This is a genomic window from Nocardioides kongjuensis (genome assembly GCF_013409625.1).
Lineage (GTDB): Bacteria > Actinomycetota > Actinomycetes > Propionibacteriales > Nocardioidaceae > Nocardioides > Nocardioides kongjuensis.
Genome location: NZ_JACCBF010000001.1, coordinates 4,762,605 through 4,773,997 on the forward strand (window position 1 = coordinate 4,762,605; position 11,393 = coordinate 4,773,997).

An 11,393-nucleotide genomic window follows, 5' to 3' on the forward strand; every position below is an offset into this window, starting at 1 on the left:
TCAACGAATCGTGACACACCCGCGTTACGGGTGTCACATGATCCCGCACACAAGTTGGTGAACGTGCTATGGGCGTGGCGCACAAGACAGGTGGCCGGGATGAGGGCCATTGGGACCCATCGGCGACAATGGCGCGGTGTCCGCACCCCTGACCTCGACCTCCGAGGCCCTCTTCGCCCGGGCCCGTGCCGTGACCCCCGGTGGCGTCAACTCGCCGGTCCGTGCGTTCAACGCCGTCGGCGGTACGCCGCGCTTCATCCGCTCGGCCTCCGGGCCGTGGCTGACCGACGTCGACGGCAACGAGTACGTCGACCTGATCTGCTCCTGGGGGCCGATGCTCCTCGGCCACGGACACCCCGCCGTGCTCGACGCCGTCCAGGCCGCCGTGGGCCGCGGGACGTCGTACGGCACCCCGACGGAGGGTGAGGTGGCGCTGGTCGAGGCGATCGTCGCGCGCACCCCGGTCGAGCGGCTGCGCCTGGTCACCTCGGGCACCGAGGCGACGATGTCGGCGATCCGGCTCGCGCGCGGCTTCACCGGCCGCGACGTGGTCGTGAAGTTCGCCGGCTGCTACCACGGTCACGTCGACTCGCTGCTCGCCGCGGCGGGCTCGGGCCTGACCACCTTCTCCATCCCCGGCACCCCGGGGGTGCCCGCGAGCTCCACCGAGCTGACCCTGGTGCTGCCCTACAACGACCGCGAGGCGGTCGCGGCGGTCTTCGCCGAGCACGGCGACCGGATCGCCTGCCTGATCACCGAGGCCGCGCCGGGCAACATGGGCGTCGTCCCGCCTGCTCCGGGCTTCAACAAGTTCCTCGCCGAGACCTGCCGCGCCCACGGCGCGCTGTTCATCAGCGACGAGGTGATGACCGGCTTCCGGGTCTCGAAGGCCGGCCAGTGGGGCACCGACGGCGCGGTCGAGGGCTGGGTCCCCGACCTGATGACCTTCGGCAAGGTGATGGGCGGCGGCTTCCCCGCCGCGGCGTTCGGCGGTCGCGCCGACGTGATGGCCCACCTCGCACCCGAGGGTCCCGTCTACCAGGCCGGCACCCTCGCCGGCAATCCCGTCGCGACCGCCGCCGGCCTCGCCACGCTCACCGCCGCGACCGACGAGGTCTACGCGCGCCTCGACGTCGTCGCCGGCGCGCTGCGCGCCGGGATCGCCGAGACGTTCACCGCCGCCGGGCTCCCGCACGTCATCCAGTCGACCGGCTCGATGTTCTCGGTGTTCCTCACCGACGCCCCGGTGACCAACTTCGCGCAGGCGCAGGCCACCAGCGTGCCGGCGTACGCCGCCCTCTTCCACTCGATGCTCGACCAGGGCGTGCACCTTCCTCCGTCGGCCTTCGAGGCGTGGTTCGTCTCGTCGTCGCACGACGACCGCGCCGTCCAGCGGGTCCTCGACGCCCTCCCGGTGGCCGCCCGCGCCGCCGCTGCAACCTACGGAGCAGCACTGTGAGCACCCCCGACACGATCGTCCACCTGGTCCGCCACGGCGAGGTCCACAACCCCGAGGGCGTGCTCTACGGCCGCCGCGACGGCTTCCACCTCTCCACCCGCGGCCGCGCGATGGCCGACCGGGTCGCCGAGGCCCTCAAGGGCAACGACATCACCGTCATCCGCTCCTCGCCGCTCGAGCGCGCGCAGGAGACCGCCGCGCCGCTCGCCTCCGCGCTCGGCCTCGAGGTCGGCCGCGAGGCGCGGGTCATCGAGTCGGCCAACCGGTTCGAGGGCCTGACCTTCGGCAAGGGCAACAACGCGCTGCGCAACCCGCTGCTGTGGCGCCACCTCTACAACCCGTTCAAGCCGTCGTGGGGTGAGCCCTACAGGGAGATCGTCGCGCGGATGATGGCGGCGGTCCACGACGCCCGCCGCGACGCCGCCGGCCACGAGGCCGTGCTGGTCTCCCACCAGCTGCCGATCTGGACCACCCGGCTGGCCGCGGAGAAGCGCTCCTTCCTCCACGACCCGCGCAAGCGCCAGTGCACGCTGTGCTCGATCACGTCGTTCGGGTTCGCCGGCGAGGAGCTGGTCGAGATCTCCTACGCCGAGCCCGCCATCGACCTGATCCCGACCGGCGACATCGCCGCGCCGTTCTCCGCCGGTGACGCTCCGGAGGAGAACCGGCCCGAGGGGACGCCCTCGGCATGAGACGCACCGCTGTCGCCGTCCTGCTCGGCGTGGTCCTCCTCGCGTCCGGGTGCTCCCGGGTCGGGGGGACCGGCGACCTCGAGTACATCAACGGCGACCAGCAGGTCGTCCTCGTCAAGGACGGCGAGCGGCAGCCGCCGCTCGACATCAGCGGCAAGACGATCCAGGGCGACCCGCTCGACATCGCCGACCTGCGCGGCAAGGTCGTGGTGCTCAACGTGTGGTGGTCCGGCTGCGGCCCCTGCCGCAGCGAGATGCCGATGCTGGTGGAGGCCGAGGACGAGCTGGGCAAGGACCAGCCCGACCAGGTCGCCTTCGTCGGCATCAACATCCGCGACCTCGCCCCCGAGACCGCCGCCGCGTTCGAGAAGGACCGCGGCGTCGACTACCCCTCGCTCTACGACCCCGGCAGCGAGACCCTGCTCGACATGGGCAAGTACGCGCCGTACGCGCCCCCGGCCACACTGGTCCTCGACCGCGAGGGCCGGGTCGCCGCGCTGATCAACGGGCCGATCCCGTCGAGGACCACGCTGACCAGCGTCGTCGAGGACACCCTGGCGGAGTCCGATGGGTGAGTGGTTCCGCGAGCAGGCCATGGTCGGCGGGCTCGGCATCGCCATCCCGGTCGCGATGATCGCCGGTCTGGTCTCCTTCTTCTCCCCGTGCGTGCTCCCGCTGCTGCCGGGCTACCTGTCGTACGCCACCGGCCTGTCCGGTGCCGACCTGGCGGCCGGTGAGGCGAGCCGGCGCCGTGGCCGGATGCTGCTCGGGTCGGTGCTCTTCGTGCTCGGCTTCGCGGTCGTCTTCGTCTTCGCCGGTACGGCCTTCGGCGGACTCGCCTCGCAGCTGCAGCGCTGGCAGGACGTGGTCACCATCGTCCTCGGCGCGGTGCTGATCGTGCTGGGCCTGGTCTTCGCCGGCCTCGTCCCGTGGCTGCAGCGCGACGTACGCATCCACAGGCTGCCCGGCGTCGGGCTCGGCGCCGCGCCGCTGATCGGCGCGCTGTTCGCGATCGGCTGGACGCCCTGCGTGGGGCCGACCTTCGGTGTCATCCTCAACCTCACCTACGCCGACGGCGGCACCGCTGCCCGCGGCGCGCTGCTCGCTCTGTGCTACGCGCTGGGCCTCGGCATCCCGTTCGTCGTCGTCGCGCTGGCCTACAACCGCACGGTCGGCGCACTGAAGTGGGTACGCCGCCACCAGGCGGTCGTGATGCGGGTCGGCGGCCTGTTCCTGGTCGCCATCGGCCTGCTGATGGTCACCGGCTGGTGGGACCACCTCGTCCAGTGGGCGCAGCTGCGCACCGTCGCCTTCGGGGAGACCGCCGTATGAGCGGCACCGAGCGCCGTACGCCCGAGCGCCGTACCGACGAGCGCAGGCCCGGCGAGCTGACCGCGCGCGAGCTGGGCCGGTGGACGTGGCGGCAGATCACCTCGATGCGGACCGCCCTGCTGCTGCTCCTGCTGCTCGCGCTGGCTGCCATCCCCGGATCGGTGATCCCGCAGGCCGACGTCGACTCGCTCGCCGTCACCCGCTGGAAGGACGAGCACCCGAAGCTGACGCCGGTCTACGAGAAGCTCGACCTCTTCTCGGTCTACAGCTCGCCGTGGTTCTCGGCGGTCTACCTGCTGCTCGTGCTCTCGCTGGTCGGCTGCATCATCCCGCGCCTGTTCGTCTACTACCGCGCGCTGCGCGCCCAGCCGCCCGCGGCGCCGCGGCACCTGAGCCGGATGCCGGTGCAGGCGTCGTACACGACCGAGCGGACGCCGGCCGAGGTGCTCGAGGAGGCCCGGCGCGTGCTCGGCCGCCGCCACCGGCTCCGCAGGACCGGCGCTGACGACGACTTCGTCTCCGCCGAGCGCGGGTACGTCCGCGAGGCCGGCAACCTGGTCTTCCACCTGTCCCTGCTGATCGTGCTCGCCGGTGTCGCGATGGGCAGCCTGTGGGGCTACCAGGGCGGCGTGATCCTGGTGCAGGGCACGACGTTCAGCAACAACCTCACGCAGTACGACGACTTCAAGCCCGGTGGCCTGTTCCGCCAGGACCAGATGAAGAACTTCCGGTTCACGGTCGACAAGTTCTCCGTCGACTGGCTCAAGAAGGGACCGCGCTTCGGCCAGGCCCGCAAGTTCGAGGCCGGGCTGACCTACCGGGTCGGCGACGGGAAGCCGCAGGACTACGACCTCAAGGTCAACCACCCGCTCGAGGTCGACGGCACCGACGTCTTCCTCATCGGCCACGGCTACGCGCCGGTGATCACCATCCGCGACGGCTCCGGCGAGGTCGTCTGCACCGGTCCGACCGTCTTCCTGCCGCGCGACGCCAGCTTCTTGTCGTACGGCGTCGTGAAGTGCCCGACCGCGAAGCCCGGCCAGATCGGGCTCGACGGCCTGTTCTTCCCGAGCTTCGAGATGCAGAACGGGAACCCGGTCACCGTCTTCGGCGACGACCTCAACCCGACCCTGTCGATGCTCGCCTACACCGGCGACCTCGGGCTCGACGACGGTCGCTCGCAGTCGGTCTACGTCCTCGACAAGGCGAAGGCGACGCAGATCAAGAAGGCCGACGGCAAGCCGCTGCGCGTCGACCTGCAGCCCGGCGACACCCTGCAGCTGCCCGACGGGCTCGGCTCGGTGACCTTCGACCGGGTCGACCCGTGGATCCGGGTCCAGATCAGCCAGACCCCCGGCAAGGGGATCGCGCTGACCGGCGTGATCCTCGCGCTCATCGGCCTGTGCTGCTCGCTCTTCATCCGGCCCCGCCGGGTGTGGGTCCGGGCAGTGCCGGCCGGTACCGACGGGGACGGCAGTGGCACCCTGGTCGAGGTCGCCGTGCTCGACCGTTCCGGCAATGGTGAGATGGACGAGGTCCTCGCCGCCGTGCTCGACCAGCTCCAGGAGGAACCCGAGATCGTGAGGCAGTCATGAGCAACACCGCGTGGGAGACGCTGAGCAACCAGGCCGTCGCGACGGCCGGCATTGTCTACTTCCTGGCCCTGGTGGTCTACCTGGCCGAGTGGGCCTCGCTGCGCCAGCCGGCGGCCGACCGCGAGCTGGTGGGCGCCGGAGCCGCGACCGACGCACCGAGGGCGGCGGAGCCCGAGCCCGAGGCCGCGCGGACGGCGTTCCTCGGCCGCCTCGGCATCCTGCTCACCTCGATCGCCGTCGCCGCCCACTTCGTGGCGCTGGTCGGGCGCGGCATGGCCGCGGACCCGAACCGGGTGCCCTGGGGCAACATGTACGAGTTCACGCTGTCGGGCACCTTCGTGGTCGCCCTGCTGTACGTCGTGCTCTACAGGAGGTTCGGCCTCGGCTGGATGGGCCCGCTCGTCGTCGGCTTCGTGGTCGCGACCCTCATGGTCGCCGTGATCTGGCTCTACGACGCGGTCGCACCGCTGACCGAGGCGCTCAACTCGCCGTGGCTGGTCATCCACGTGATGTCCGCGATCACCGCCACCGGTGCCTTCACCCTCGGCGGCATCGCCTCGGCCATGTACCTCGTCCGGATGCGTGCCGAGCGCCGCGCGGCCGCCGCGCAGCGCCCGCTGAGCCGCTGGCTCGAGCGGGTCCCGCAGCTCGACGCCCTCGACCGCCTCGCCTACCGCGTCCACGCGTTCGCGTTCCCGGTGTGGACCTTCGCCGTCCTCATCACCGGGCCGATCTGGGCGCACGAGGCCTGGTCGCGCTACTGGAACTGGGACCCCAAGGAGGTGTGGGCGTTCATCACCTGGGTCGTCTACGCCGGGTACCTCCACGCCCGCGCCACCGCCGGCTGGAAGGGCCGCAAGGCCGCCCTGCTCGCGCTCGTCGGCGTCGCCACGCTGTGGTTCAACTTCATCGGCATCAACTACTTCTCGACCACGAGCCAGCACTCCTACGCGGCCGAGCGCATCGTCCCCTGACGGGGCCGGGCCTCAGACGTCGGGGGAGTCCGGCGGCTGCGGCCGGTCGCGGTGCCGCTCCTGCTGGCGGCGGCGCCACTCGAGGTCGCGCAGGAAGCCCTCGTCGTCGTCCGGGGCCACGGGACGCGTCGGCGGGTGCGGCTTCGGCGTACGACGCCGCGCCGGCTGGTCGCCGTTCCCGTGGTCCTGCAGCCAGCGGACCGCGAGGTAGGTCACGGCCGCGAAGACGAGGACGACGAGCAACAGCTTCACGTCTCCAGAGTAGGACGTGGGCGGTGAGATCGTGCCCCGTCCCGATGACCTTCTCCCGTCTCCTGCGGCCTAGGCTGGACGCGTGAAGGAGTTCTGGATCTACACGGCCCTGCGGGCCGGCCTGTTCGTCGGTGCGTTCTGCGTGGTGGGCGGTGTCTGGCTGCTCCTCGCCGACACCGTCAACGTGCTGTGGGTCATCGTGATCGCCTTCCTGGTCAGCGGTGTCGCGTCCTACGTCCTGCTCGAGCGGCAGCGCTCGGCGTTCGCGGCGAAGGTCGAGAACCGCGCGGGCCGGATCACCGAGAAGTACGAGGAGATGCGGTCCAAGGAGGACGGCGAGGACTGAGCCGGGTGGCGCGGAGAGCCTCGGCTCCTCCGCTCCGCTCGCTCCTCCTCAGCCCACGACCAGGCCGACGCCGGCCAGCACGGCCCAGACCAGCTCGGCCACACCGGTCTTCTGCAGCACCGGGATCAGCGCGGGGCCGCGGGCTCCGCCGAGGACGATCCGCGCGCCCGCGACGGCGGGCAGCAGGAAGCCCAGGCCGAGCAGGGCCCACCAGGTGGTGACGGCCGCGAGCACGACGACCGCTGCGGCGGACAGGCCCACGAGGACGGCGTAGAAGCCACGCGTGCGACGCTCGCCGAGCCGCACGGCCAGCGTCATCTTCCCGGCGACCTCGTCGGTGGGGATGTCGCGCAGGTTGTTGGCGACCAGGATCGCGCAGGCCAGCGCCCCGACACCGGTGCCGGCGGCGAGGGCTGCCCAGCCGCTGGTCCCCCACCGCTCGGTCTGCACCCAGGTGGTGCCGACGACGGCGACCAGGCCGAAGAACACGAAGACCATGACCTCGCCCAGGCCGAGGTAGCCGTAGGGCTTCTTGCCGCCGGTGTAGTACCAGGCGGCGAGCACGCTGAGCGCGCCCACGAGCAGGAGCCACCACGACGTGGTGGCGGCGAGGACCAGGCCGGCGACGCCGGCGACCCCGAAGGACAGGAAGGCCGCGCGCTTGACCGCGCCCGGGCTGGCGAGGCCGGAGCCCACCAGGCGCAGCGGGCCGACCCGCTCGTCGTCGGTGCCGCGGATGCCGTCGGAGTAGTCGTTGGCGTAGTTGACCCCGACCTGGAGGGCCAGGCTCACCACGGCGGCGAGCAGCGCCTTCCACCAGACGCCGCGGTCGTCGTACACGGCGACGGCGGTGCCGACGACGACCGGCGCGACCGCGGCCGGGAGGGTGCGGATGCGGGCGCCCGCGATCCAGTGCGCTGCAGTGGCCATAGCGGTCGATTCAAGCAGGCTGGGTCGCGGTGGCGTCCAGCCGGGTCAGGTGCCGCTCGGCGGCGCGGGCGGCCGGGTGGATGAGCACGGCCGCGACCAGGACGATCCCGGCGATCACGAGCCAGCCCGGGGTGCCCCACTCCATGGCCAGGAAGGTGTACGCCGCAGGGGCCCAGACCGTGCCGAGCGTGTAGCCGAGCTGCGAGACGCCCTGGTACTCGCCGCGCCGCGCGGGATCGGACAGCTCGGCCTGCAGGCCCCACTCGCCGGCCGACTGGAACAGCTCGGCGCCGGTCACCGTGACGTGGCCGATCCAGACCAGCGCGATCGTCACCCAGCCGACGGTGTCGTGGGTGACCAGCACGATCCCGCAGGACAGCACGAAGAAGAACGCCCCGCGGCGCTGGGCGCGCAGCGAGTCGGCCACCGTCGTGACGCCGCGGGCGGCGGCGACCTGCAGCAGCACCGCCATCACCGTGTTGGTGCCGAACAGCCACGCCAGCAGCACGTGCGGTGCGTCGGTCTCCTCGACGAGCCACAGCGGGATCACGACGTTGAGCAGCACCTGGTGGGTGCCGAGGACGCCGCCGCAGACCGCCATGGCGACGTAGCCCTTGTTGCGCAGTGCGCTGCGCCGGTCGCCGCGCACGCCGTCCACGGCCGTGTCGAGGACCTCCTCCAGCGGTGCCTCCTCGGCGTGGTGTGCGACGGAGGGCAGCCGGGAGACCAGGGTGGCGTTGAGGATGAGCAGTGCGGCGGTCGCCACCGGCACGGCGCGGATCACGTGGTCGTCGTTGGTCGCCAGGGCGATGCCGGCGAGCAGTGCGCCGAGCGTGTAGCCGACGTTGCGGGCCGCGCGGAAGTAGGCGTTGGAGGAGACGCGCTCCTCGCGCGGGAAGACGTCGAAGCGGTAGGCGTTGCGGGCCGACCGGCTCGCCGACGTCACGTTCTCCAGCACGATCATCATCGCGATGAACGTGAGCAGACCGCCGACGGTCAGCCAGGCCAGGTAGAGCAGTGCCTCGACCAGCGAGGCGATCGCCCAGACCCGCTTGGCGCCGTACCTGTCGGAGAGCTTGCCCAGTGGTACGGCGAGCAGGAAGGTCACCAGGCCCGCGACGGACAGGCCCAGGCCGACCCGGGCCGCGGAGAGCCCGACGATCTGCGTGAAGAACACCGCGCTTCCGGTGAGGAAGACCCCGTCGCCGAAGGCGGAGAGGACGGACTGGCCGGACAGGCGGCGGACGAGCGGGGTGGGTCCGGCGAGGCGGGCGACCCGGTCCGAGAGAAGGGTGGGCATCGAGAGGAGAACCTATGCCCCGCGCCCGCCGGGTGTCGAAGGACTTCCGGGGGATCCGGGTCACATCGCGACGAGTGCCGTCACGCCGAGCGCGACGCCGGACAGGTAGGTCAGCATCGCGCCGGAGTCGCGGACCGGGCCGTGCGCGGCGAGCGTCCAGGTCAGCATGCCGAAGGCGTGCACGAACCGGGCCGTGGTGGCGGCGACGGCCAGCGCGTCGAGCCACCATCCGTCGGTCAGTGTCGAGCAGACGACGAGGAGAACGACGAGCGTCGGGACGTACTCGGCGGCGTTGCCGTGCGCCCGCTGCGCGATGAGCAGGCGGTCGGCCGGGTCGGTCGGCATCTGCGGCCCCTCCGCGCCCCGGATCGCCCGGTGCCGGGTGACGTTGGCGCCGAGGACGAACAGCAGGATGCCCATCAGGGCGATGCAGGTGATCACGATGGTGCTCATGCGATGGCCTCTTCTCTCGGGAGGACGTGCGGGAGGACGTGGGGGAGGAGCCGGCGCAGGGTCGCGCCGGACAGGTCGGTGCCCAGCAGGGCGTCGGTCTTGCTCGTGCCGCCGGGGCAGGTCACGTTGACCTCGATCAGCCGGCCGTCGATCACGTCGAGGCCGGCGACGGCGATGCCGTGGCGGGCGAGCAGCGGGGCGACCGCGGCGACGATGCGCCGGTCGGCGGCGTCGACGCTCGCGGGCGCGGACGGCGGACCGATCCGGAAGTCACCGGGCTCGAGGTGCCGCAGCACCGCTCCGATCAGCTCGCCGTCGACGAGGAACAGCCGCTTGTTGCCGCGGGACACGGCACCGAGGTGGGCCTGGGCGATCACGTGCCGCCGGCCGCCGGAGGTCGCCGACTCGGCCAGCGCCCGGGCGGCCGCGTCGTCGTGGAGCAGCCACACGTCGAGACCGCCGAAGCCGTCGACCGGCTTCACCACCACCGCGCCGTGCTCGGCCACGAACCGCCGTACCTGCTCGGGATCCGGGCTCACCAGGGTCGGTGGGCACAGCTCCGGGAAGCGCAGTGCGACCAGCTTCTCGTGCAGCGCCCGCACGCCCGCCGGTCGGTTGACGACGCGGGTGCCGGCGGACTCGACCAGGTCGAGGAGGTAGGTCGTGTGCAGGTACCGCGCGTCGACCGGCGGGTCGATCCGCAGCAGCACGAGCTGGGCGGTGGCGGCGACGTCGACCGTGCCCGGTGACCCGACGTGGCACCAGGGGCTGCTGACCCGCCACCGGTGGTCGCCCCCGCGGCTGCGCGGCCCGATCGTCACCGGGGCGGCCCGGGCGACCACGCGCCCGGCGCGCACCTCGAGGTCCTCGGGCGTGCAGACCCGGACGGCGATGCCGAGGTCCTGGGCCGCGGCGACCAGGCCGACGGTCGCGTCGACCGCCGGGTCCAGGCCGGCCCACGGGTCGGCGACGACCAGGATGCTCACCGGGGTCCCCGCGACGTCGTGTGCCGGGGGAGCGCAGCGGGCCAGGCGCAGGACTTCGTGGGGTGGTTCACGCCGCTGCCCTCCGCGTGGAGCCGGCCAGCAGGGCCAGCCCGCGCCCGGCGTCGCAGGTGCCCGCGGCGGCGTCGGCCCAGTGCTCGGCGAGCCGGTCGCGCTCGCCGGAGAGCGAGGCGAGGGCGGCGCGACGGTGCTCGTCGTCGTACAGGAGGCGGGCGAGGCCGTGCAGCAGGTCGGCGACCTCGCGGGCCGGACGGGCGTCGGGGAAGCGGACCTCCAGGTAGCGCCCGCGGGGGCGCACCGGCGGGAACAGGGTGCTCAGGTGCGCCTCGACGCCCGCGCCGAGGAAGTCGGTGGCCCCGGCCGCGAACGAGGCGTACGCCGTGACCGGGTCCTCGCCGTGCAGCAGCCGGTCGTCGAAGGCGGTGCGCCCCGGGTCGACCGACAGCCAGGTGGTGAGCCGGCCATCGGGGCCGGTGCTGCGCGCGGTCGCGGCGGCGAGGAACGGGCCGGCGAGCAGCAGCACGCGCCACTGCTCGACGCCGGCGGAACCCGGCCACCAGTCCAGGCAGGCCTGGGTGGAGGCGGTGGACCGCATCATCCGGCGTCCGGCCGGGCCGACCGCGTCGAGGTGGCGCTCCATGGCGTCGTACCGCGGGGTGCGCAGGCGTCGCGGCGTGGCCGGCTCGCAGCGACGGACCGGCCGGGCGTCGAGGACGATCGAGTGCGGCTGGAGGTCGCGCCCGAGCGCGTCGGTGACCTCGGCGAGGTGCCGGGCGGCGGCGTCGGGTGACGGGGCGGACGGCAGGCTGAGCTCCACCTGGCCGCCGGGCTCGAAGCTCAACCACGGCGCGTACCAGCGGCCTGCGGTCGCCTCGCGGACCCGCGCCGGCGCGACGCTGCCACCGCTGAACAGGCCCATCGCGAAGAGCTCCTGCTCGACGGCGACCCGCACCGTCCGGGTGCTGCCGGGCAGCTGCGGGCGGAACAGCCGGGCCACTGCGGACCGGATCGATCGTGCATCCATGGCATCTCCTGATAATGTAAGGCTGCCTGTCG

At 72.7% G+C, this 11,393-nt stretch carries 13 protein-coding genes; 7 read left to right on the forward strand and 6 right to left on the reverse strand.

The window, feature by feature from the left end; translation table 11 throughout:
- The first annotated feature begins 148 nt into the window (after positions 1-148).
- Genes hemL through ccsB form a run of 6 tightly spaced genes read left to right on the forward strand, consistent with a single transcriptional unit; the run spans position 149 to position 6,052 of the window.
- Positions 149-1,459: a glutamate-1-semialdehyde 2,1-aminomutase gene (hemL, locus tag BJ958_RS22870; RefSeq protein ID WP_218866575.1), complete on the forward strand. Its 1,311-nt coding sequence runs from the start codon at positions 149-151 to the stop codon at positions 1,457-1,459.
- Positions 1,456-2,151, forward strand: a complete 696-nt coding sequence (locus BJ958_RS22875; protein ID WP_179729120.1) for a histidine phosphatase family protein — start codon at positions 1,456-1,458, stop codon at positions 2,149-2,151. Before hemL ends, BJ958_RS22875 begins: the two co-directional genes overlap by 4 nt.
- On the forward strand, positions 2,148-2,726 hold the full coding sequence (locus tag BJ958_RS22880; protein ID WP_179729121.1) for a TlpA disulfide reductase family protein: 579 nt from the start codon (positions 2,148-2,150) through the stop codon (positions 2,724-2,726). The genes BJ958_RS22875 and BJ958_RS22880 overlap by 4 nt, the downstream gene beginning before the upstream one ends.
- Entirely contained in the window at positions 2,719-3,483 is a 765-nt protein-coding gene (locus BJ958_RS22885) for a cytochrome c biogenesis CcdA family protein (RefSeq protein WP_179729122.1), read from the forward strand. Before BJ958_RS22880 ends, BJ958_RS22885 begins: the two co-directional genes overlap by 8 nt.
- Positions 3,480-5,078 carry a cytochrome c biogenesis protein ResB gene (gene resB, locus BJ958_RS22890; protein ID WP_179729123.1) on the forward strand — a complete coding sequence of 533 codons (1,599 nt, stop codon included), beginning with the start codon at positions 3,480-3,482 and terminating at the stop codon, positions 5,076-5,078. The genes BJ958_RS22885 and resB overlap by 4 nt, the downstream gene beginning before the upstream one ends.
- Positions 5,075-6,052, forward strand: a complete 978-nt coding sequence (ccsB, locus tag BJ958_RS22895; protein WP_179729124.1) for a c-type cytochrome biogenesis protein CcsB — start codon at positions 5,075-5,077, stop codon at positions 6,050-6,052. Before resB ends, ccsB begins: the two co-directional genes overlap by 4 nt.
- Positions 6,053-6,064: 12 nt before the next feature.
- Here the strand turns inward: ccsB and BJ958_RS22900 are convergent, their stop codons facing one another.
- A complete protein-coding gene (locus BJ958_RS22900) occupies positions 6,065-6,304 on the reverse strand; it encodes a hypothetical protein (RefSeq protein ID WP_179729125.1) in 240 nt (79 codons plus the stop codon).
- An 82-nt stretch (positions 6,305-6,386) separates the two neighbouring features.
- On the opposite strand from BJ958_RS22900, the gene BJ958_RS22905 reads away from it, so the two are divergent.
- Complete coding sequence (locus tag BJ958_RS22905; protein WP_179729126.1) at positions 6,387-6,650, forward strand: DUF4229 domain-containing protein; 264 nt, start codon at positions 6,387-6,389, stop codon at positions 6,648-6,650.
- A gap of 48 nt (positions 6,651-6,698) precedes the next feature.
- Here the strand turns inward: BJ958_RS22905 and BJ958_RS22910 are convergent, their stop codons facing one another.
- From BJ958_RS22910 to BJ958_RS22930, 5 genes are all read right to left on the reverse strand, one after another.
- Positions 6,699-7,580 (reverse strand): 1,4-dihydroxy-2-naphthoate polyprenyltransferase, encoded by an 882-nt coding sequence (locus BJ958_RS22910; RefSeq protein WP_179729127.1) that lies wholly within the window; start codon positions 7,578-7,580, stop codon positions 6,699-6,701.
- Positions 7,581-7,590: 10 nt separating this feature from the next.
- Positions 7,591-8,880, reverse strand: a complete 1,290-nt coding sequence (locus tag BJ958_RS22915; protein WP_179729128.1) for an MFS transporter — start codon at positions 8,878-8,880, stop codon at positions 7,591-7,593.
- Positions 8,881-8,940: 60 nt separating this feature from the next.
- A complete protein-coding gene (locus tag BJ958_RS22920; protein WP_179729129.1) occupies positions 8,941-9,333 on the reverse strand; it encodes an MAPEG family protein in 393 nt (130 codons plus the stop codon).
- On the reverse strand, positions 9,330-10,319 hold the full coding sequence (locus BJ958_RS22925; RefSeq protein ID WP_179729130.1) for an ATP-grasp domain-containing protein: 990 nt from the start codon (positions 10,317-10,319) through the stop codon (positions 9,330-9,332). The genes BJ958_RS22920 and BJ958_RS22925 overlap by 4 nt, the downstream gene beginning before the upstream one ends.
- 67 nt (positions 10,320-10,386) lie before the next feature.
- Positions 10,387-11,361 (reverse strand): glutamate-cysteine ligase family protein, encoded by a 975-nt coding sequence (locus BJ958_RS22930; RefSeq protein ID WP_179729131.1) that lies wholly within the window; start codon positions 11,359-11,361, stop codon positions 10,387-10,389.
- Between the last annotated feature and the right edge of the window lie 32 nt (positions 11,362-11,393).

Coding starts and splice junctions, on each gene's coding strand:
- BJ958_RS22880 (WP_179729121.1), top strand. CDS start 2,148: ATGAGACGCACCGCTGTCGCCGTCCTGCTCGGCGTGGTCCTCCTCGCG.
- BJ958_RS22885 (WP_179729122.1), top strand. CDS start 2,719: ATGGGTGAGTGGTTCCGCGAGCAGGCCATGGTCGGCGGGCTCGGCATC.
- resB (WP_179729123.1), top strand. CDS start 3,480: ATGAGCGGCACCGAGCGCCGTACGCCCGAGCGCCGTACCGACGAGCGC.
- ccsB (WP_179729124.1), top strand. CDS start 5,075: ATGAGCAACACCGCGTGGGAGACGCTGAGCAACCAGGCCGTCGCGACG.
- BJ958_RS22910 (WP_179729127.1), bottom strand. CDS start 7,580: ATGGCCACTGCAGCGCACTGGATCGCGGGCGCCCGCATCCGCACCCTC.
- BJ958_RS22915 (WP_179729128.1), bottom strand. CDS start 8,880: ATGCCCACCCTTCTCTCGGACCGGGTCGCCCGCCTCGCCGGACCCACC.
- BJ958_RS22920 (WP_179729129.1), bottom strand. CDS start 9,333: ATGAGCACCATCGTGATCACCTGCATCGCCCTGATGGGCATCCTGCTG.
- BJ958_RS22930 (WP_179729131.1), bottom strand. CDS start 11,361: ATGGATGCACGATCGATCCGGTCCGCAGTGGCCCGGCTGTTCCGCCCG.